General features: G+C 62.3%; 20 protein-coding genes and 4 tRNA genes. 14 read left to right on the top strand and 10 right to left on the bottom strand.

The annotated features are described in order from the left end of the window. Positions 1–57: 57 nt before the first annotated feature. Positions 58–978, bottom strand: coding sequence for a recombination-associated protein RdgC (rdgC, locus tag AAHM40_RS26020; protein ID WP_028628231.1), 921 nt, complete (start codon positions 976–978; stop codon positions 58–60). Positions 979–1,136: 158 nt separating this feature from the next. On the opposite strand from rdgC, the gene AAHM40_RS26015 reads away from it, so the two are divergent. The 6 genes from AAHM40_RS26015 (at position 1,137) to AAHM40_RS25990 (ending at position 3,270) form a co-directional block, all read left to right on the top strand. Further along, a tRNA-Val gene (locus tag AAHM40_RS26015) sits at positions 1,137–1,212 on the top strand. A gap of 14 nt (positions 1,213–1,226) precedes the next feature. Further along, a tRNA-Asp gene (locus AAHM40_RS26010) sits at positions 1,227–1,303 on the top strand. 68 nt (positions 1,304–1,371) lie between these two features. After that, positions 1,372–1,447, top strand: a tRNA-Val gene (locus AAHM40_RS26005). Positions 1,448–1,462: 15 nt separating this feature from the next. After that, positions 1,463–1,539, top strand: a tRNA-Asp gene (locus AAHM40_RS26000). A 213-nt stretch (positions 1,540–1,752) separates the two neighbouring features. Next, positions 1,753–2,463: an FKBP-type peptidyl-prolyl cis-trans isomerase gene (locus AAHM40_RS25995; RefSeq protein WP_028628230.1), complete on the top strand. Its 711-nt coding sequence runs from the start codon at positions 1,753–1,755 to the stop codon at positions 2,461–2,463. A gap of 372 nt (positions 2,464–2,835) precedes the next feature. Further along, positions 2,836–3,270, top strand: coding sequence for a YkvA family protein (locus tag AAHM40_RS25990; RefSeq protein ID WP_342247278.1), 435 nt, complete (start codon positions 2,836–2,838; stop codon positions 3,268–3,270). Here the strand turns inward: AAHM40_RS25990 and AAHM40_RS25985 are convergent. Beyond that, on the bottom strand, positions 3,258–3,989 hold the full coding sequence (locus AAHM40_RS25985) for a substrate-binding periplasmic protein (protein WP_446731626.1): 732 nt from the start codon (positions 3,987–3,989) through the stop codon (positions 3,258–3,260). The genes AAHM40_RS25990 and AAHM40_RS25985 overlap by 13 nt on opposite strands. Before the next feature lie 151 nt (positions 3,990–4,140). Between AAHM40_RS25985 and AAHM40_RS25980 the strand changes: the two genes are divergently transcribed. The 3 genes from AAHM40_RS25980 to AAHM40_RS25970 are packed head-to-tail and all read left to right on the top strand — an operon-like array spanning position 4,141 to position 5,284. After that, a complete protein-coding gene (locus AAHM40_RS25980) occupies positions 4,141–4,455 on the top strand; it encodes a helix-turn-helix domain-containing protein (protein ID WP_342247276.1) in 315 nt (104 codons plus the stop codon). Beyond that, the gene (locus tag AAHM40_RS25975; RefSeq protein ID WP_280286279.1) at positions 4,452–4,817 is read left to right on the top strand and encodes a hypothetical protein; all 366 of its coding nucleotides are present in this window, start codon (positions 4,452–4,454) and stop codon (positions 4,815–4,817) included. The genes AAHM40_RS25980 and AAHM40_RS25975 overlap by 4 nt, the downstream gene beginning before the upstream one ends. Beyond that, positions 4,817–5,284 carry a sel1 repeat family protein gene (locus AAHM40_RS25970; protein WP_342247275.1) on the top strand — a complete coding sequence of 156 codons (468 nt, stop codon included), beginning with the start codon at positions 4,817–4,819 and terminating at the stop codon, positions 5,282–5,284. Before AAHM40_RS25975 ends, AAHM40_RS25970 begins: the two co-directional genes overlap by 1 nt. A gap of 42 nt (positions 5,285–5,326) precedes the next feature. Here AAHM40_RS25970 and AAHM40_RS25965 read toward each other — a convergent pair whose 3' ends face one another. Both AAHM40_RS25965 and AAHM40_RS25960 read right to left on the bottom strand, forming a co-directional pair. Next, the gene (locus AAHM40_RS25965; protein ID WP_342247274.1) at positions 5,327–7,072 is read right to left on the bottom strand and encodes a bifunctional diguanylate cyclase/phosphodiesterase; all 1,746 of its coding nucleotides are present in this window, start codon (positions 7,070–7,072) and stop codon (positions 5,327–5,329) included. 83 nt (positions 7,073–7,155) lie between these two features. Continuing rightward, complete coding sequence (locus AAHM40_RS25960) at positions 7,156–9,237, bottom strand: carboxy terminal-processing peptidase (protein WP_342247273.1); 2,082 nt, start codon at positions 9,235–9,237, stop codon at positions 7,156–7,158. A 126-nt stretch (positions 9,238–9,363) separates the two neighbouring features. Here AAHM40_RS25960 and AAHM40_RS25955 point away from each other — a divergent pair, with 126 nt between their 5' ends. From AAHM40_RS25955 to AAHM40_RS25940, 4 genes are all read left to right on the top strand, one after another. Further along, positions 9,364–10,329 carry an NAD(P)H-quinone oxidoreductase gene (locus tag AAHM40_RS25955; protein WP_342247272.1) on the top strand — a complete coding sequence of 322 codons (966 nt, stop codon included), beginning with the start codon at positions 9,364–9,366 and terminating at the stop codon, positions 10,327–10,329. Between the two features lie 158 nt (positions 10,330–10,487). Next, positions 10,488–11,051, top strand: a complete 564-nt coding sequence (ahpC, locus tag AAHM40_RS25950) for an alkyl hydroperoxide reductase subunit C (protein WP_342247271.1) — start codon at positions 10,488–10,490, stop codon at positions 11,049–11,051. A gap of 176 nt (positions 11,052–11,227) precedes the next feature. Next, complete coding sequence (gene ahpF, locus AAHM40_RS25945; RefSeq protein WP_342247270.1) at positions 11,228–12,784, top strand: alkyl hydroperoxide reductase subunit F; 1,557 nt, start codon at positions 11,228–11,230, stop codon at positions 12,782–12,784. A gap of 120 nt (positions 12,785–12,904) precedes the next feature. Next, positions 12,905–13,444: a hypothetical protein gene (locus AAHM40_RS25940; protein WP_342247269.1), complete on the top strand. Its 540-nt coding sequence runs from the start codon at positions 12,905–12,907 to the stop codon at positions 13,442–13,444. A gap of 73 nt (positions 13,445–13,517) precedes the next feature. Here the strand turns inward: AAHM40_RS25940 and modA are convergent, their stop codons facing one another. Beyond that, a complete protein-coding gene (gene modA, locus AAHM40_RS25935) occupies positions 13,518–14,270 on the bottom strand; it encodes a molybdate ABC transporter substrate-binding protein (RefSeq protein WP_342247268.1) in 753 nt (250 codons plus the stop codon). 253 nt (positions 14,271–14,523) lie between these two features. Here modA and AAHM40_RS25930 point away from each other — a divergent pair, with 253 nt between their 5' ends. After that, positions 14,524–15,855, top strand: coding sequence for an OprD family porin (locus AAHM40_RS25930; protein ID WP_342247267.1), 1,332 nt, complete (start codon positions 14,524–14,526; stop codon positions 15,853–15,855). A gap of 482 nt (positions 15,856–16,337) precedes the next feature. Here AAHM40_RS25930 and AAHM40_RS25925 read toward each other — a convergent pair whose 3' ends face one another. The 5 genes from AAHM40_RS25925 to AAHM40_RS25905 are packed head-to-tail and all read right to left on the bottom strand — an operon-like array spanning position 16,338 to position 20,406. After that, positions 16,338–16,991 carry an HAD family hydrolase gene (locus AAHM40_RS25925; protein WP_342247266.1) on the bottom strand — a complete coding sequence of 218 codons (654 nt, stop codon included), beginning with the start codon at positions 16,989–16,991 and terminating at the stop codon, positions 16,338–16,340. Next, a complete protein-coding gene (locus AAHM40_RS25920) occupies positions 16,991–17,980 on the bottom strand; it encodes an ABC transporter ATP-binding protein (protein WP_342247265.1) in 990 nt (329 codons plus the stop codon). Before AAHM40_RS25920 ends, AAHM40_RS25925 begins: the two co-directional genes overlap by 1 nt. Next, the gene (locus tag AAHM40_RS25915) at positions 17,977–18,774 is read right to left on the bottom strand and encodes an ABC transporter permease (RefSeq protein ID WP_342247264.1); all 798 of its coding nucleotides are present in this window, start codon (positions 18,772–18,774) and stop codon (positions 17,977–17,979) included. Before AAHM40_RS25915 ends, AAHM40_RS25920 begins: the two co-directional genes overlap by 4 nt. Next, entirely contained in the window at positions 18,761–19,603 is an 843-nt protein-coding gene (locus tag AAHM40_RS25910; RefSeq protein ID WP_342247263.1) for an ABC transporter permease, read from the bottom strand. The genes AAHM40_RS25915 and AAHM40_RS25910 overlap by 14 nt, the downstream gene beginning before the upstream one ends. Next, entirely contained in the window at positions 19,600–20,406 is an 807-nt protein-coding gene (locus AAHM40_RS25905) for an alkaline phosphatase family protein (protein WP_342247262.1), read from the bottom strand. Before AAHM40_RS25905 ends, AAHM40_RS25910 begins: the two co-directional genes overlap by 4 nt. Positions 20,407–20,435 lie beyond the last annotated feature (29 nt).

Genomic DNA, 20,435 nt, shown 5'->3' with positions numbered 1-20,435 from the left:
TTTATTTCCTTCCCCCCTCGCCCCCCGCCGGGGGCGGGGGGCGGCCCCTCGGGAGGGTCAGACGCCCTGCGGAATCTCTTCGCCACCCAGGGCTTCGAAGAGCTGGGGGATGAACTCCACCAGGGTCAGCATCATCAGGGTGAAGCTGGCGTCGAGCTGGCTGAGCGCGTCGTCGCCGCCGTCCTGTTCGGCCTTCTCTTGCAGCAGGTCTTCGAAGCGCAGGCGCTTGATCACCAGTTTGTCGTCGAGGATGAAGGACAGCTTGTCCTGCCAGGCCAGGGACAGCTGGGTGACCAGCTTGCCGGAGGTCAGGTGCAGCTGGATCTCGTCGCTGGTGAGGTCCTGGCGCTTGCAACGCACCACACCACCTTCTTCGTCGGTGTCGCGCAGTTCGCACTCGTCCAGTACGTAGAAATCGCTGGCGGCTTCCTGGGTCTTGACCCAGGTGGTGAGCGTGGCGGTGGGGGCGATCTTCACCGAGGCCGGACGCACGGGCAGCGAGCCGATGGCTTCACGCAGGGTGGATAGCAGGTCTTCGGCGCGCTTCGGGCTGGAGGCGTCGACCAAGATCAGGCCCTGGGCCGGGGCGATGGCGGCAAAGGTGGCCGACTTGCGGATGAAGGCACGTGGCAGGAATGTCTGGACGATCTCGTCTTTCAGCTGATCGCGTTCCTTCTTGTAGACCTTGCGCATCTGCTCGGTCTCGATTTGGTCGACCTTTTCTTTCAGCGCATCGCGCACCACGCTGCCGGGGAGAATGCGCTCTTCCTTGCGGGCGGCCACCAGGAGGAAGCCTTCGCTGACATGAACCAGCGGCGCATCCGCGCCTTTGCCGAAGGGCGCCACGAATCCGTAGGTGGTCAGCTCCTGGCTGGCACATGGCCGGGCCGGCTTGGTAGCCAGCGCGGCTTCTAGCGCCTCGGCATCAATATTCAGATCCTGGGTGAGGCGATAGACAAGCAGGTTGCGAAACCACATAGGGGAAAACCTCTGGACACAAAGGGCGCATTATTCTCATCGGGAGGCGTTGGGCTCAACCCTGAGCTAAGCCTTTGGAAGGCCTGAGAATTTTTTTTCAAAAGGGACTTGCCAGGGTCCAGATACCTCTCTAGAATGCGCCCCACTTCGAGAGTGAAGGGTGATTAGCTCAGCCGGGAGAGCATCTGCCTTACAAGCAGAGGGTCGGCGGTTCGATCCCGTCATCACCCACCATCTCGCAGTTACGCGCAGCGGTAGTTCAGTCGGTTAGAATACCGGCCTGTCACGCCGGGGGTCGCGGGTTCGAGTCCCGTCCGCTGCGCCATATTCAAAGCCCTCAGGTGACACCTGGGGGCTTTTCATTTAGTGTGCGGCCCCTCGTGGGACGCATCCGGGTGATTAGCTCAGCCGGGAGAGCATCTGCCTTACAAGCAGAGGGTCGGCGGTTCGATCCCGTCATCACCCACCATTTTTGTGGTTACGCGCAGCGGTAGTTCAGTCGGTTAGAATACCGGCCTGTCACGCCGGGGGTCGCGGGTTCGAGTCCCGTCCGCTGCGCCATATAAAAGCCCTCAGGTAGCAATGCCTGGGGGCTTTTTCTTTGTCTGGCCGAAAGGTCCTACAGCACTGACATCGTTGCTTACGTGACGCGGCGCAAGACGCTGAACTTATTGCCAAACCCCTGTTCTCATTGCCCATAGCCACTCCTCGCGGCGGCCTGCTAAGCTCGCCGCTCCATCGTATTGCCATCACGGCGACAGACAAGGATTCAGCATGAAACAACATCGGTTGGCGGCCGCTGTGGCCCTGGTGGGCCTGGTTCTCGCGGGCTGCGATTCGCAGACCAGCGTTGAACTCAAGACTCCGGCCCAGAAAGCCTCCTACGGTATCGGCCTGAACATGGGCAAGAGCCTGGCTCAGGAAGGCATGGACGACCTTGATCCCAAGGCCGTTGCCCAGGGTATCGAAGACGCCATCGGCAAGAAGGAGCAGCGCCTGAAGGACGAAGAGCTGGTTGAAGCCTTCGCCTTCCTGCAGAAGCGTGCCGAAGAGCGCATGACCGCGCTGAATGCCGAGAACGCCAAAGCCGGCAAGAAATTCCTCGAAGACAACGGCAAGCGCGAAGGCGTTGTGACCACCGCTTCCGGCCTGCAGTACGAGATCGTGAAGAAGGCCGAAGGTGCGCAGCCCAAAGCCACCGACGTAGTGACCGTTCACTACGAAGGCAAGCTGACCGATGGCACCGTATTCGACAGCTCCGTCCAGCGTGGCAGCCCTATCGACCTTCCGGTCAACGGTGTGATCCCGGGTTGGGTCGAAGGCCTGCAACTGATGCATGTGGGTGAAAAGGTCAAACTCTTCATCCCCAGCGAGCTGGCCTACGGCGAGCAGAGCCCGAGCCCGGCCATTCCGGCCAACTCGGTGCTGGTGTTTGACCTGGAACTAATCAGCATCAAGGATCCGGCCGCCGCCGAGCAGCAGTAAGCGGCAGTTGGTTCCCCGAAAACGCCCCGTCTCGACGGGGCGTTTTCGCTTCCGTCGCCGGTCCCGCTCGAACCGAGAGCCGACCTTTCGGTCACAACGGGAGTCGGGTGGCGGGAAAGTGTTACGGTTATGCACATGACCGGGTAACCATGCCCGTAGCGAGTGCGACCTGCGGTCGCATTGCGGACTACCAGGTCAAATGCTTGATTTTGCTGGTCTTTTGGCACTGGGCAAATTTTGCCCGATCTGTCGCGGAGCCGCATGATATGGGCCTTCTCCCCTCTCTGTGGAAAACTGTTCACAAGGTTATCCACAGATTTCGTGGATAACCGCGCCAAGCCCTCTAGGCCAGGCTTCTGCCGAGGAGTACCGATGAAAGCACCTTGGAATTTCCAGCGTTACCTGACCCTGGCGCAACGTTTCCTGGCTGGCGGGCGATTGCCGTCACTGCTGTTGGCTGCATCCCGCAAGAGCACGAGCCAGAGCGGTCGTCTGGGCGCGGTGAAAGATGACCTGCGACTGTTACTGTCCCTGGCCAATGCCTGGCTGCGTGGTGAGTACCGGCAGATCAACCCCAAGGCATTCCTCGCGGTGGTTGGGGCATTGCTCTACTTTGTCACGCCGCTCGATGCGCTTCCGGACTGGCTGGTCGGCATGGGCTTCGTCGACGACCTGGCGGTGCTGGCCTGGGTCCTGAAGACCTGGGCTGGCGAGTTGGACGCCTTCCGGGCCTGGCGCGAGAAGCAGTCCCCGGAAGTGCAGGCGCTTCTGGAGCGATTACCAGCGCCGGACTCTCAGCGGTCCTGAAGCCCGGCGCGCTGCTGTTCGCCTTGCAGCAGTGATTCGAGTTCGCCGCTGTCCCGCAGGCTCTGCAGTGCAGCATCCAGGTGTTCGGCCGGTACCGGCAGCTGGCTGCCATAGGCGCAATGCAAACGATAGCGCTCCACTACCCAGGGGCTGAACACCAGCGGTACGTCGGGGCGCGCGGCCAATTCATAGGCGAGGGCACGACGCATATCGATGACGGCATCCAGCCGCTTGTGGCTCAGCAGATTCAGGCGAGTGTCCAGGTCGCGCACGTCCTTGCGTTCCACGTCGTGGTTCGCGAAGGCCTCCATCAGCGGCATGCTGTAGGCGTAACCCAGGCTGGTGCCCAGCACCTTGCCCTTGAGATCGGTCAGGCCGTTGATCGCTGGGCTGTCGCGGTGCTGGAGAAGGACGTCTTCTTCTTCGAACAACGGTGGCGACCAGTGATAGGCCGGAGCGTCGACCATCCACTCGGGGTTGGAATTGCAGATCAGATGGATGCGCCCGTTCTTCAGGGATTCCTCGATGCGTTTGTTCGGTGTTTCGACGAAGCTCACCGAAACAGACAGATCCTTGGCAATCCGTTCGCCAAGGCGACGGATGAAGCCGCCGAGCAGGACATGGTCGCTCACCTGAACGTAAGGCATGCCGTCAGCCGCGCCGAAGCCCCAGCGCAGCTCTTCGGCCCGCAGCAGGCCGGGCCAGAGGCTGGCGAGTATCCAGAAAACCACATGAAAATGCCGCGTCACGTACCTTCCCCCGCCTGGTGGACGCAGTATAGTTCACCCTCCGCGGGCCCTTGGCCTGATAATATGGCCGCCTGCATGGAGGTGCTGAAGCAGTCGGCACTGCGTTCCACGGGGAGCTTCAATGAGTGTGCAAGTGATCATGCGTGACGGCCAGGCGGAGTACGCAGTGCTGCCCTGGGCCGAATACCAGGCGCTACTGCGCGCCGCCGGCCAGGCCACCACAGAAACGGCCGCAGGGCTTGCCAGGACGGCGATCGGGCAAATGAAGTCGCTGCGCGAAGCCCAGGGGCAGAGCCTGGAGCAACTGGCCCGCGCGGTGGGCATCAGCCCCCACTATCTGGGGCTGATCGAGAGCGGTGAACGTGAGCCTGATGACGCCATCAAGCGCGGTCTGGCGCGTGCCCTCGGGGTTTCCGGCTGGGAGTCCGGATCTTGAGTCTGCGAATCAGCCGCCAACACTGGCAAGCCCTGTTGAATGAACTGGAAGACGCACGCCGTCAGCGGCACCTGTTGACTTATCGGGCGTTGATCGAGCGTCTGCAATTGCCATCCCCGGCCATGCAGACCCTCACTGCAGCTTTGGAGCATCTGGCTGCCCTCGATGCCCGCGCCGAGCGTCCCCTGCGTAGTTCCCTGGTCATCAGCCAGGGTGCCAGCCGCTTGCCGCGTACCGGCTTCTTCGAGTGCGTCGAGCGTCTGGGGCGCTTCTCCGGTCCTCCGGATGGCATCGCAGCGGCCTCCTGGCATGCCTCCGAAGTGGTGCGGGTATTCGAGTTCAGCTACCCCGAGGAACAGTGATGTTCTGGAGGCTGAGAGCGCGGATCGGCTATCAGGCGGCGCGCTGGCTGATACGCTCTCCGAAGCTGGTCGCCCAACCCCGTGCCTGGCAGTGGATGCAGGGCCAGTACGCACGAATGGCTGCGTTGGGCGATGTACCTGCGCAGAGCTTCTACGGTCACTTGCTGCTGCACCGTGGGCATGGTTTCGGTGCGCGGGAGGAGGGTATTCGCCTGCTGCGCCAGGCGGCTCAGGCAGGTGATGGCAAGTCCGCCTACCAACTGGGCGTACTGAGCCTGGCGGGTGACGCTCGGCAAGCACCGGATGCCGCCGACGCCGCGCGCTGGTGGGGTCTGGCCGCCGATGCCGGCCACCCTCTGGCCGCGCGAAAGCTGGCCGATCTCTATCGCGATGGTGGACCGGGCCTCGAGCCCGATTCTGACGCTGCCCAGCGTGCCGCCCGGCGCGCGGGCGAACTTGGCCTCTGACTCGCCGCTGAGTTGAGCCACACCGGCAGCATCCTGGACCCTTCAAACCGCTTCGATGATGTGCAGGCTGTAGCCGGGCATGGCCTTGGCGTGGCGTTTGGCTTCCGACGCGAGCCCCGCCAGCTGCGAGGCGTCCAGTTGGGTGCAATCCTCCGGTTTGAGGGTCACCACACCGATGGATAGCGACAGCAGGGGAAATTCTTCACGCTGGCCGTGGCGGTTGTGGGCGACGAAGCACCCTGCCTGCAAGTGGTCGTTGCGGTAGAAGCGTCGGCACTGGCCCTGGAAGTCTTCCAGCAAGTAACTGAGTCGGACGCGCCAGTCGTCCGACCCCAGTACCAGCATGAAGTCATCGCCGCCTATATGGCCGACGAAATCCCGCGCCGGGTCTACCCGTTCGCTCAGGCACTGGGCCAGGCAAAGCAGCACTTCGTCACCCTTGGCGTAACCGTAGAGGTCGTTGAAGGGTTTGAAGCTGTCGATGTCCACGTAGCAGATCACCGCTTGGCGGCGTTGCTGCAGCAAACGCGTCAGACACTGCTGGATGGGCACGTTACCCGGCAGCAAGGTTAGCGGGTTGGCATGTCGTGCCTGCTGTATTTTCAGCTCGGTGATCAGTTTAAGCACGTCGATTACCCGTCCCAGCCCCCGATAGCGGCCGTCGAGGATGAGGATGAAGTCTTCTTCGATACGCTGCCTGGCGCGGCTGGTGATCAGGCGGCTCACCTGCTGCAGGGATTGCCCCATTTCCACTGCGAGGAAATCCGTGCTCATCAGCCGGTTCACGGATTTGCGGGTGAACAGGTCGGTGGCGAAGGGGCGGAGCAAGGCTTCCGAAAGCAAGTGGCGATGGACGATTCCGACCGGTCGCTGATGGGCGTCGAGCACCGCGAGCGAGTTGAGATTGGCCTGGGCACGAAAGGCTTCGAGCACCTCGTGGATGGGCGTGTCCTCGTGCACAGCCGGTTGCTCGTTGAGCAGGGCGGAAAGGTCGCTGCTCTCCTCGTTCATGTTGCCGGTCGACTCCAGTGGCGGCAGCAGGACGCGCGCATCACGAGAGGGATGTTCCTGGGGTCGTCCGAGCAGATAGCCCTGGACCAGGTCAACACCCATTTCCGCGAGCACCGCCAGCTCTTCCGCTAGTTCGATGCCTTCGGCTATGACCTGGGCGCGGGAAGCCTTGGCCATCTTCAGGATGGATTCGACGAACTCGCGCTTCACCGCATCCTGGTGGATGCCGTCGATGAAGTGGCGGTCGATTTTCACGTAGTCTGGACGCAGCTCGGACCACAGGCGCAGGCTGGAATAGCCCGCGCCCAGGTCGTCCAGGGCGATGGAGAAGCCCATGGCGCGGTAGTGGTGCAGGGCGGTATCGAGCAGGTTGAAGTCTTCGGTAGGGGTCTGCTCGGTGAGTTCGATAACCACCTGACTGGGAGGAATACCGAAGGCTTGCAGCATTTTCAGGGTACGCCCCGGCTGGTGTGCCGGGTCCAGCAGCGACTCTGGAGAAACATTGAGGAACAGTAGGCCGTCGAGCTTGAGCTCCTTGAAGCGGTGGCAGGCGCTCTTGCGGCATGCCATTTCCAGGTCGCTCAGACGCCCTGCATGGCGTGCCACTGCGAACAGGGTCATTGGCGAGTGCAGCGGGCTGTTGGATGGGCCGCGGGTCAGGGCTTCGTAGCCGATGATGCGCCGTTCAGACAGCGACAGGATTGGCTGGAACAGGCTGTGCAAGTCGCCGTGAGCGAGGATCAGGCCCAGCGCGCTCAACTGCTCGGTGACGGTCATGCTGTTACTCGTGAAAAAGAAAGGGGCCGCAATTGCGGCCCCCGAATTTCACGACAGATGTGTGACAGCGTTATGACATCATTTCAATGTTTCGCCACGGATGCGTTCAGGCCCAGGTAATCCAGCAGGATCTGCCCGGTTTCGGTCAGATAGGCGTCATCTTCCGGTTTGGTCTTTTCCTCTTCTACCGGCACGACGTCTTCGTCTTCCGGCTTGAGTTCCTTCAGAAGCTCTTCTCCCTTGGCCTTGCGACGGGTGTTCTCCATCGCCAACTGCTTGGCCTCGATGTCAGTCTGTTCAGCGCGGCGCTTGGTCTCGTTGAGGCTGACCACGGTGTCCTCCATCAGCTTCTGCGCCAGCGCCAGGCGCTCTCGGCTGTAGACGAAGTCCGGATTCTGTGCTGTGCGCGAATCGTGGCGGGCCTTCAGCTCGGCCAGGAACGGCTTGAAGGGGTCCAGTTCGGGCTTGATGGCCGGGCGGATGCTGTCCCAAGGCATGGCCTCGGGCAGGGCGCTTTCACCAATCTGCTTGGTGTCTACCACCGAGGGGTACTCGATGTCCGGCAGCACGCCCTGATGCTGGGTGCTCTGCCCGGATACGCGGTAGAACTTGGCCAGGGTCAGCTTGAGCTCGCCATGGTTCAGCGGCTGGATGGTCTGCACGGTGCCCTTGCCAAAGGTCTGGCCACCGATGATCAACGCGCGGTGGTAGTCCTGCATGGCGCCAGCGAAGATCTCCGAGGCCGACGCGGACAGGCGGTTGACCAGCACGGCCATGGGGCCGGTGTAGAAAGCGCCGGTGTTCTCGTCGGCCAGCACGTCGACACGGCCGTCGCTGTTGCGAACCAGTACGGTCGGCCCCTGGTCGATGAACAGGCCGGTCAGCTCGGTGGCTTCCTGCAGAGAGCCGCCGCCGTTGTTGCGCAGGTCGATGACCACGCCGTCGACTTTCTCCTTCTGCAGCTCGCCGAGGAGTTTCTTCACGTCACGGGTGGTGCTTTTGTACTCGGGATCACCGGCGCGGAAGGCCTTGAAGTCCAGGTAGAAGGCCGGTACCTCGATCACGCCGAGCTTGAACTTGCTGCCTTCATGCTCGAGGTTGATGACGGATTTCTTAGCGGCCTGTTCTTCCAGCTTCACGGCTTCGCGGGTGATGGCGACTACCTTGCTGGTCTGGTCGTTCGGGGCGTTGCTGGCCGGAATCACTTCCAGGCGCACCACGGAGCCTTTCGGGCCGCGGATCAGCTTGACCACCTCGTCCAGGCGCCAGCCGATCACATCGACCATTTCGCCGTTGCCCTGGGCAACGCCAACAATCTTGTCCGCCGGTGCGACCTGCTTGCTCTTCTCGGCAGGCCCCGCTGGTACGAGGCGCACCACCTTCACGTACTCGTTGTCGCTCTGCAACACGGCGCCGATGCCCTCAAGGGACAGGCTCATGTTGATGTCGAAGTTCTCCGCGTTATCCGGGGAGAGGTACTGGGTGTGCGGGTCGTAAGTCTGGGCGAAGGCGTTGATGTAGGCCTGGAACACGTCCTCGCCACGGGTCTGGTCGAGGCGGGAAAGCTGATTCTTGTAGCGCTTGATCAGCAGCTCCTGGATGGCCTTGGGGTCCTTCTTCGCGATCTTCAGGCGCAGTACTTCATCTTTCACGCGCTTGCGCCAGAGGTCATCAAGGGCGGCGCGGTCCTTGGCCCAAGGGGCTTTCTCGCGGTCGGTTTCCAGGTTCTCGTCGACGGTGAAATCAATCTTGTCGACGCCCTGGTCGAGCATCGCCAGGGCGAAGTCCAGGCGTTCCTTGAGGCGGTCAAGGTGGCGCTTGTAGATGACGAAGCCGGGCTCCAGGTCTCCGCTTTTCAGCAGGTCGTCGAAGCGTGTGCGCCACTTGTCGAATTCTGCGATATCGGCAGCGGTGAAGTACATTCGCGCCGGGTCGAGGAGCTTGAGGTAGCCCTCGTAGATCTTCACCGAGCGCTCATCGTTGAGCGGCGGCTTGTTGTAGTGGTGGCGCTTGAGCAGTTCCACTACGTTGAGGCTGGCGATCACCTGTTCGCGGTCGGGCTGAATGGCATCCCAACTGTTCGGGGCTGTGGGGGCGGCATGCAGCGGCAAGATGCTGACGCTGAGGGCCAAGGCAAGTGCAGAACTGATCAGGGAGCGCTTCATGCTGATTCGACGTCGGGACAGGTGATAACGCATATTAGGCCGTATTTGAGGGCGCCGGGTTCCATCGGCGCAATGCGAAGGCCCGGCTACTCGCCGGGCCAGGTCCAAGCTCACTATGGAGGCACCGTGAAGGCATTGCAAGGCGTCGAAGGGCGCGTGGAGTGGGGGGAGCGGGCCAGTCCGGTCTGTGATGTGGGGCAAGTGCGGATTCGCGTGGCGGCTGCCGGCCTGAACCGGGCCGACCTGTTGCAGCGCGCCGGGCTTTATCCGCCACCGCCGGGAGCCAGCGACATTCTTGGCCTGGAAGCTTCCGGAGTGATTGCCGAAGTGGGGGCCGGCAGTGGTGCCTGGCGGGTGGGTGACCGTGTCTGCTGTCTGCTTGCCGGCGGTGGCATGGCCGAGGAAGTGGTGGTGGATGCCCGCCATGTGCTGCCCGTGCCGGAAGGCTTGTCCCTGGCTGAGGCTGCCGCGCTGCCGGAGGTCTACGCCACGGCCTGGCTCAACCTGTTCCAACTGGCTGGCATCAAGCCTGGCGAGAAAGCGCTGCTGCACGCCGGGGCCAGCGGCGTCGGCTCGGCAGCCATTCAGCTATGCAAGGCTTTCGGCAATCCCTGCTGGGTCAGTGTGGGCTCGGCAGAGCGCCTGGCCTATTGCGAATCCCTCGGTGCCCAAGGCGGTGCGCTGCGCGGCGAGAGTCTGGAAAGCCTGCGTGATTTCGGCCCATTCGACGTAATTCTCGACCCAGTCGGCGGCAACTACGCCAGTCTCAACCTGGCCCTGGCCGCCACCGACGGACGCTGGGTGAACATTGGCCTGATGGGCGGGCGTAAGGCCGAGTTGGACATGGCCTTGCTGCTGGGCAAGCGGGTGCAACTGATCGGCTCGACCCTGCGCAGCCGCGACGAGCAGTTCAAGGCTGATCTCATCAGCGAGTTGCGCCAGCAGGTTTGGCCGCTGTTCGAGGAAGGCCGCCTGCAACCACGCCTGGAAAAAGCCTATTCGGCCAAGGACGCCGAGGCTGCCTTCGAGGCGCTGGCCAGCAACCAGGTGGAAGGAAAACTGGTGCTCCTGCTCGACGAAAGCCTCGTCTGATGCGAGCGCTCTCCGGCGCTCCAAGCCAAGCGTGGTGGGGCGTCGGGGAGTTGCATTGAAGTAATCAATCGTTCTGATGGGGGCAATCAATATGCTCTTTTTGGAATAACCCAATACTCTTCGTCGGGTAAATTTCCTAACCCAACGAGGACGTTGCGATGTCTCTGATCAATACCGAAGTCAAACCGTTCAAAGCCACCGCCTACCATCAGGGCAAGTTCGTCGAACTGACCGAAGCCAGCCTGAAGGGCAAGTGGTCCGTATTCTTCTTTTACCCGGCTGACTTCACCTTCGTTTGCCCGACCGAACTGGGCGACCTGGCTGACAACTACGCCGAATTCCAGAAGCTGGGCGTGGAAATCTATGGTGTGTCCACTGACACCCACTTCACCCACAAAGCCTGGCACGACACCTCCGACACCATCGGCAAGATCCAGTACCCGCTGGTTGGCGACCCGACCTGGGTCCTGTCGAAGAACTTCGACGTGCTGATCGAAGAAGTCGGTCTGGCTGACCGTGGCACCTTCGTGATCGATCCGGAAGGCAAGATCCAGATCGTCGAAGTCAACGCCGGCGGTATCGGCCGTGACGCCCAGGAACTGCTGCGCAAGGTCAAGGCTGCCCAGTACGTTGCGGCTCACCCGGGCGAAGTCTGCCCGGCCAAGTGGAAAGAAGGCGAAGCCACTCTGGCTCCGTCCCTCGACCTCGTAGGCAAGATCTAAAAACGGTCGGGAAGCTGTTGCGCTAGCTCTCGACGCTTCCCACTCCGTTTTACTCCCTGTAAAGGCGAGCGGAGGGCCTTCCGGCAATCCGCTTGCATCACACCCCTCATCCCGTTTCGGGCGGTCGGCAACGACTGTCGAGGGGTGACTCATGCCCGCAATAAAGGAATTCGCACATGTTGGACGCCAATCTTAAAACCCAGTTGAAGGCCTACCTCGAAAAGGTCACCCAGCCGTTCGAGATCGTTGCGTCCCTCGATGACAGCGACAAATCCCGCGAGCTGCTCGGGCTGCTGCAAGACATCGTCGGCCTGACCGACAAGATCAACCTGAAGACCGATGGCAGTGATGCTCGTCGCCCGTCGTTCTCCCTGAACCGCCCCGGTGCCGACATCGCCCTGCGTTTTGCCGGCATCCCCATGGGCCACGAGTTCACTTCGTTGGTGTTGGCTCTGCTGCAGGTGGGCGGTCACCCGTCCAAGCTCGCCGCCGATGTGATCGAGCAGATCAAGTCGATCGAAGGCGAGTTCACCTTCGAAACCTATTTTTCGCTGTCCTGCCAGAACTGCCCCGACGTGGTGCAGGCGCTGAACCTGATGGCCGTGCTCAACCCGAACGTCCGCCACGTCGCCATCGATGGCGCGCTGTTCCAGGACGAAGTCGAGCAGCGCCAGATCATGTCCGTGCCGAGCCTCTACCTGAACGGCGAGTTGTTTGGCCAGGGCCGCATGGGCGTGGAAGAAATTCTCGCCAAGATCGATACCGGCGCTGCTGCCCGCGATGCGGAGAAGCTCAATGGCAAGGCCGCTTTCGACGTGCTGGTCATCGGCGGTGGCCCTGCTGGCGCATCCGCAGCTATCTATGCCGCACGCAAAGGCATTCGCACTGGCGTCGCCGCCGAGCGCTTCGGTGGCCAGGTGCTGGACACCATGGCCATCGAGAACTTCATCTCCGTACAGGAGACCGAAGGCCCGAAATTGGCCCGCGCCCTGGAAGAGCACGTCAAGCAATACGACGTCGACATCATGAACCTGCAGCGCGCCTCCGCACTGGTCCCTGCCAAGGCCGAGGGCGAACTGCATGAAGTGCGCTTCGAGAGCGGTGCATCGCTTAAAGCCAAGACCGTGATCCTTTCCACCGGCGCCCGCTGGCGCGAGATGAACGTACCCGGCGAGCAGGAATACCGTGGCCGCGGCGTGGCCTACTGCCCGCACTGCGATGGCCCGCTGTTCAAGGGCAAGCGCGTTGCTGTGATCGGCGGTGGCAACTCCGGCGTCGAGGCCGCCATCGACCTGGCCGGCATCGTCGCCCATGTCACTCTGATCGAGTTCGACGACAAGCTGCGTGCAGACGCTGTGCTGCAGAAGAAGCTGGCCAGCCTGCCCAACGTCAACGTCATCAAGAGCGCGCTGACCACTGAAGTGAAAGGCGACGGCCAGAAGGTCAACGGCCTGGTCTACAAGGACCGCCTCACCGATGAACTGCGTACGCTGGAGCTGGAAGGCATCTTCGTGCAGATCGGCCTGCTGCCCAACAGCGAATGGCTGAAGGGGGTGGTGGAGCTTACCCCGCGCGGCGAGATCATCACCGACGCCAAAGGGCAGACCAACATCCCCGGCGTGTTCGCTGCCGGTGACGTGACCACCGTTCCGTACAAGCAGATCGTGATCGCCGTGGGAGAGGGTGCCAAGGCATCCTTGAGCGCCTTCGATCACCTGATCCGTACGACCTGATTTACTCAGCGTGGTGTGCTGAAGTGGCGGAGGCCCGCAAGGGCTCTCCGCTTTTTTTATGTCTGCGTGGCTTCCCTGTATCCTTCGCGCTTTCGTTCCTCATGCGACAGGGCTCATCTCGTGAAACAGCAACTTATCGAATTGATTACGGCCATCAGCTCCGGATGCATGACCGAGGATGAGATCGAGCGCGTCGCCGACGAAGCCTCACAGGCTTACGCCGATCCGGACGCATTCCTCGCGGCCAATCCCGATATCAACTACGACGAAAGCTTCCCTATCCCATTGGGCGAATGGGTCGTAGTGGGTAGCTTGCCGGACACCGTATTGTTCCAGGCGGATAGCTACGATCAGCTGTTCCAGCAGGTGGTGGACTCCTTCGGCCCCAGCGTCAATTTCGTGCTCAGACCCAAGCAACTGGTGAAGGTGGAGCCCCTCAAGGCCCTCAACCGCATCCAGGTGCAGATGGGCAGCCTCTACCCGGAGAAGGGCGGCTACGTACTGGTGGACTTCAGCGAACCGCTGGATGACGAACTGCAGTGCGTGCTGGTCTACAAGAATGACCTGGAGAAGGTCATGCAACTGGCCGTGGAGATCGGTATCTACACCGCGCCGGCCTATGAGGCGCTCAAGGCCGAAATGGAAACGGGCGACGACTGAGTCGCCGCCGACAGGCTCCCCTCTCCCTCTGGGAGAGGGGCCGGGAGTGAGGGAGCTTCACTCCGCGCCGTCGTTACAGCTGGTACCCGTAAGACTTGATCACTTCCGCGGCCTTCGGCCCCTTCAGGTAATCCACCAGCGCCTTGGCGGCCGGGTTGGTTTCACCTTTCTTCAATATCAGCGCGTCCTGCCTGATTGGCTCATGCATTTCGGCGGGAACGATCCAGGCTGAACCGCTGGTGATCTTGCCGTCCTTGTACACCTGGGACAGGGCGACGAAGCCCAGCTCGGCATTGCCACTGGAGACGAATTGCAGGGCCTGAGTGATGTTCTGGCCTTCCACCAGCTTGGGCGCTACGGTCTTGGTCAGCCCCAGCTTCTCCAGCACCTGGGTGGCCGCCAGGCCGTAGGGTGCAGTCTTTGGGTTGGCGATGGACAAGTGCTTGTACTGGCCGGTCTTCAGCACGTCGCCCTGGGCATCCACATAGCCGTCCTGTGCCGACCAGAGCACCAGGGTGCCGATGGCGTAGGTGAAGCGCGAGCCTGGCATGCTTTCACCTTCCTTCTCCAGCTTGGCCGGGGTGGTGTCATCGGCCGAGAGGAAGACCTCGAAGGGCGCGCCGTTCTTGATCTGGGTGTAGAACTGGCCGGTGGCGCCATAGGCAGCGACCAGCTTGTGGCCGGTGTCCTTCTCGAAATCCTTGGCGATGGCCTGGATAGGCGCGGTGAAGTTGGCGGCGACGGCGACCTGGACTTCCGCGGCCGTGGCGCTGCCCAGTGCGAACAGGGCAACAAGCGCGGCGGCGCGGGAAAGGCGATGACTCATGGGGTGACTCCTTGTTGAGGTGCTGAGATTCTTATTTCGCTATGTATTTTTGTATATAGCGACTAGGCGGGCATTCTTGGGATAAGTTGACTTTAAAGTCAAGTTTCTATCTGATGCACGCCGCCCACCAATCCGCTTCGATTGCCTTTTAGTCAGGCCGATGATGTTCGTCTATCGCTGTATACAAAACAATATAGCGATAGCAGGGATTGGTTTCGGGAGAACCAAAGGACTCACGCATCGGAGTAGAACAATGAAATTCTCACACTTGGCTCTGGTCATTTCCGCCGCTTCGTTGGCCCAGCAAGCCGCCGCTGGCGGTTTCATCGAAGACAGCAAGGCCAGCCTGACCCTGCGCAACTTCTACATCAACTCGGACAACCGCGAAGGCATGGCCGCGCCGTCCAAGCAGGAGGAGTGGGGCCAGGGCTTCCTCTTCAACTACGCCTCCGGCTACACCGAAGGCACCGTCGGCGTGGGCGTCGATGCCCTCGGCCTGCTCGGCGTGAAGCTGGATTCCGGCAAGGGCCGCCACTACAACCCGACCAGCGCCAGCTACGGCGGCACGGTGTTCCCCACCGACGACGATGGCCGCGCCAAGGACGACTTCGGCAGCCTCGGCGTGACCGGCAAGCTGCGCTTCTCCAAGACCGAAGCGCGCCTCGGCACCCTGCTGCCGAAGCTGCCGGTGGTGACCTACAACGACGGTCGCCTGCTGCCGCAGACCTTCGAGGGCGGGCAGATCACCTCCAACGAGATCGATAAGCTGACCCTGGTCGGCGGCCAGCTGGAACACGCCAAGGGGCGCAACTCCAGCGATGCCCGCGGCCTGTCCATCGCCGGCGCGAACAACGCCCGCACTGGTCAGTTCGTCAACACGTTCTACTTCGCCGGTGGCGACTACAAGGTCAGCGACAACCTGCTCGCGCAGTACTACTACGGCAACCTGAAAGACTTCTACCAGCAGCACTTCCTCGGCCTGACCCACACCTGGGCGCTGCCGGTGGGCGCGCTGAAGTCCGACCTGCGCTACTTCTACAACACCTCCGACGGCCAGAACGGCAGCGTCGCCGGGCGTGCCGAGGGCTTCCGCAGCGCGGGCAACTGGGCGACCAATGATCCGGACCGCTACGAGGTGGACAACCGCACCTGGAGCGCCCTGTTCACCTACAGCCTGGCCGGCCACGCGGCGAGCCTGGGCTACCAGCAGCTTTCCGGCGACAGCGCCTTCCCCTTCCTCAACCAGGGCGACGGCGCCACCGCCTACCTGATCACCGACCGCCAGATCGGCAAGTTCCTCAGCGCCGGCGAGCGCACCTGGGTGGCCGAGTACGGCTACGACTTCGCCAAGGTCGGCGTGCCGGGGCTGAAGGCCACCGCGACCTACCTCAAGGGGACGAACATCGAGACCCAGGGCGATGACCAGGGCGAGTGGGAACGCGATTTCCGCCTCGACTACGTGCTGCAGGGCGGTCCGCTTAAAGGCCTGGGCGTGTCCTGGCGCAACGCCGCGCTGCGCAGCGATGCGGCGCGTGACCAGGACGAGAACCGGCTGATCCTGAGCTACACCCTGACCTTGTTGTAAGGGCCATTGCTCCCCTCTCCCTCCGGGAGAGGGGCTGGGGGTGAGGGAAGCTTGGGCCTGCTCGGTGCCTGGGTTTGTTGGGCCTCGCTTCGCTCGGACCAACCTACGGCAGACCTGCGGCCTGCTTGGCGAATGAATTGGCTATGTCTGCATGACGTGTTGTAGGCAGCTGCATTGCCAGTAGGAGCTGGCTTGCCAGCGAATGGCGGCGTTTCGCTGGCAAGCCAGCTCTTACAAGGCTCTTGGCCGGATGGGAAATCGCTCGCAACAGCTAACGCAGACATAGCGAATGAATTCGCCCCTACAGGAGCACGGACTGCCCCCTCTCCCACCGGGAGAGGGTTGGGGTGAGGGAAGCCGAGGCTCGCTCGGTGTCTGGTCATGTTGGGCTTCGCTGCGCTCGCGGAACGCCGCTCGGCCCAACGTACGGGGCCGCTGCGCGGCCCATTCGCGGATGAATTCGCTCCTGCAAGGGCGGGGGCTCAGCGCCACTCCAGGACCGGCCAGCCGGATTCCTCGGCATGGGCGCGCAGCACCGGGTCCGGATTGACTACGTTGGGGTTGGTCACCAGGGTCAGCAACGGCAGGTCGTTGCGCGAGTCGGAATAGAAGGCGGCGCCCTCCAGGCTCTCGCCTTGCTCTTCCATCCAGGCATTCAGGCGCGTCACCTTGCCGTCGCGGTAGGTGAGCACGCCGCGGGTGCGGCCGCTGTAACAGCCGTGCTGTTCTTCCAGGTCGATGGCCAGAACCTCTTCTACGCCCAGACGTGCAGCGATGGCGCTGACCAAGAAGTGCGCCGAGGCGGAGATGATCAGGATGCGGTCACCGGCGGCGCGGTGTTGCGCCAGGCAGCGCATGGCATCGGAGTGGATCAGCGGTTCGACCACATCCTCGACGAAGGGCTCGACCACGAAGTCCACTTCTTCGGCGGTGCGCCCCACCAACGGCGACAGGCTGAAGGCCATGTAGTCCTCCATCGCCAACTTGCCTTCGGCATAGAGCGCCATGAGTTCCTGGTCCTTGCGGATGAAGGACTCCTCGTCGACCCAACCCAGTTCGGCCATGTGTGCGCTCCACAGGCTGGCGCAGTCGCCGTCTATCAGGGTGTCGTCGAGGTCGAAGATTGCCAGGGCCATCAGGCCACCTCCCGGATTGCGTGATCGTCTATGCGCAGACCGACGCGTTGGCCTTTGCGGTGCAGATCTTCGGCGGAGCGATTGAGCACGTCCACTACCAACTGAACGCCGCGGGCTTCGACCCGATAGCGCACTACGTTGCCCAGCAGGCTGTGGCTGCGCACTTCGGCCTCGATGCCACCTTCCGCGCTCAGGGTAATGGCCTCCGGACGTATGGCGATGCGGCCGTTCATCGGGCGCTGCAACAGACGGCTGGCCGCGTCGGCGTCGAGCAGGTTGTAGTTGCCGATGAAGCCGGCGGCGAAGGCGTCCACCGGTGCCGTGTAGAGGGTTTCCGCATCGCCGCTCTGGACGATGCGCCCGGCATTCATCAGGAAAATGCGGTCGGAGAGGGTCAGCGCTTCTTCCTGGTCATGGGTGACGAAAATGGTGGTCAGTCCCAGTTCCTGCTGGATGGAGCGGATTTGTTCACGTAGATGCTTGCGGATGCGCGCGTCCAGCGCCGAGAGCGGTTCGTCCAGCAGCAGCAGGCGCGGCCGGGTGACCAGCGAGCGGGCCAGGGCCACGCGTTGGCACTGGCCACCGGAAAGCTGGTGCGGATAACGCGAGGCAAAGTCCTGCAACTCCACCATGGCCAGGGCCTCATCCACCCGGCGCTTGCTGTCGGAGCCTTCGACCTTTTGCATGCGCAGGCCGAAGGCGACGTTCTGCTGCACGGTCATGTTGGGAAACAGTGCGTAGCTCTGGAACACCATGCCGATGCCACGCTTCTGCGGCGATACCGGCACCAGGTCCTGGCCGTCCAGCAGGATCTGCCCGCCGTTGACTTCGGTGAGGCCGGCTATGCAGCGCAGCAGGGTGGACTTGCCGCAACCCGAAGGGCCAAGGAGGGTGACGAACTCGCCCTTGCCGATCTCGCAGTGGATGTCACTGAAGATGGAAGTCTGGCCATAGCTCTTGTGCAGGCCGCGAATGGAAAGAAAACTCATGCCTTGTCCTTGTTCAGACGGTTGGCTGCCCAGGTGAACAGCAGCACGAAGAAGAAGTAGGAGATCACCAGGGCGCTGTTGAAGTGGCCGCTGCTGTTGCGCATGTTGTTCAGGTAGACCTGCAGGGTTTCGTAGCGGGTACCTACCAGCAGGTTGGCGAAGACGAACTCGCCGAAGAGGAAGGAGAACGACAGGAACAGCGACACCATCAGGCCCTTGCGCAGGTTCGGCAGCACCACCAGGAAGGCGGCCTTCCAGGTGCTGGCGCCGAGCAGTTGGGCAGCGTCCATCAGGTCACGCAGGTTGATCGCCTGCAGGTTGTTGGTGATGGCGCGGTACATGAAGGGCAGGGCGATGGTGAAGAAGCAGCCGATCAGGATCCAGGGCGTACCCACCATGGCCAGAGGCCCGGAACCGTAGATCTGCAACAGTCCCACCGAGGACACCACCGGCGGAACCGCGAAGGGCAGCAGGATGAGGATGTTCATTAGCCCGTCGAGCCGCGGAAAGTGGTAGTGCACCACGAACAATAGCGGCAGGATCAGCACCACCGACAGTGCCAGGGCGCCGAAGCACACCAGTAGCGATTGGCCGAAGGCGGTGAGGAAGCGTGCGTCGCTCCATAGAGCCAGGTACCACTTGAGCGTCAGCCCGTCCGGCAGGATGGTCGCCGACCAGCTGGTGGAGAGCGAGTAGAGCAGGGTGCCGGCCAGCGGCAGCAGCAGGATCAGGAACAGCAACCAGACCACCACGCGATGGTAGAGGCTGGCGTTGAGGGATTCAGCGTGCGACATGGTAGCTCCTCTTCAGCAACCACTGGTGCACGACCGTGATCAGGGCCATCAGGCCCACCAGCACCATCGCCAGGGCGCTGGCCAGGTTGGGGTTCAGCGCGATATCGCCGGCGACCATGGCGGCGATGCGGATGGTCAGTACGTTGAAATTGCCGGTGGTCAGGGCGTAGACGGTGGCGTAGGCGCCAAGCGCATTGGCCAGCAGGATGACGAAGGTGCCCAGCAGGGCGGGCGTCAGCACGGGCAGGCCGATATGCCGCCAGAATTGCCAGGAGTTGGCGCCGAGCAGGGCTGCGGATTCGCGCCAGTCTTCGCGCAAGGCATCGAAGGCGGGATAGAGCAGCAATACACCCAGCGGAATCTGGAAGTAGGTGTACAGCACGATCAGTCCGGTCTTGGAGTAGAGGTTGAAGTCTTCGATCACGCCGGATTGCTTGAGGAGGATGGTCAGCGCGCCATTGAAGCCAAGCAGGATGATGAAGGCGAAGGCCAGCGGTACGCCGGCGAAATTACTGGTCATGTTGGAGAAGGCCATGACGAAATCACGCAGCTTCGAATCCACCTTGCGCAGTGAATAGGCGCCGATCACGGCAATGACGATGCCGAACAGGCTCGACCAGAAGGCGATCTGAAGGCTGTGCTTGATGGCCTGCAGGTAGAACTTCGAGCTGAACATCTTGGCGTAGTTGCCGAGTCCCCAGCCTTCCGGCGTGTTCAGGCTGTGAACGGCGACCCAGGCCAGTGGCGCAATCTGGAACAGGATGAAAAACACGGCAAAGGGCAGCAGGCAGAGCAGTGCCAGCCATTTTCCCCGGTTGGTGGCATTCACTTCAGTAGCTCCTTGCAGGCAGCCTTGTCGTGGGGCACTCCGAGCATTTCGCAGACGGTGCCGCAGAGCTCGATCTGCTTTGGCTGCGCCGTGGCATCCAGGCTGAAGGCATCGCCCAGGACAAACAGCGGGACCTCACGCTCTTCGGCTAGCAGACCGTTGTGGGAGCGGTCGTTGTTCATGCCGTGGTCGGCGGTCACCAGCACCTGGTAGCCGGCGTCCAGCCAACGTTGCAGGTACTCGGCCAGGAGGATATCGGCGACCCGTGCGCTGTTGCGGTACTGGGGTGAATCCAGGCCGTGCTTGTGGCCTGCGTCATCCACATTCATCGGGTGCACCAGGAGAAAGTCCGGGTTGTGGCGCTGGCGCAGGCTCTCGGCGTCGGCAAGCAGGTGCGAGTCCGGGTAGTGGTCGGCGTAATAGAAGTGCCCGTGCTGGATCGGCAACGCCGCTGCATCGGTATGACGGTCGCGGGCGGCTTCGAACGGCGAGCGGTTATAGAGCTCGCTGACCCAATGATAGGCAGCCGCGGCGGTCTTGAGCCCGGCCGCGCTGGCGTAGTGAAAGATGCTGCGCTCTCGGGAAAGGCGCGATACATCGTTGTGGACGATTCCGCTCTTGATCGGCGGCACGCCGGTGAGGATGCATTCGTAAAGCGGACGGGACAGCGCCGGCAACTCGCACTGGAGCTTGTACAGGGCGGCCCGACCGGCCCCGCAATAGGCCTGCAGGTGGCCCAGCGCATGCCGGGCCACTTCGTAGTTCAGGCCATCCAGCAGCACGAGGATGACTTTGTTCTTCATTCGATTCGCCTCGAAAGTCGCCCCAAAGA

Source organism: Pseudomonas sp. OTU5201, from assembly GCF_038440135.1.
Lineage (GTDB): Bacteria > Pseudomonadota > Gammaproteobacteria > Pseudomonadales > Pseudomonadaceae > Metapseudomonas > Metapseudomonas resinovorans.
Note: the sequence above shows the minus strand (reverse complement) of the source record. Positions and strands in the feature narration are given on the sequence as shown.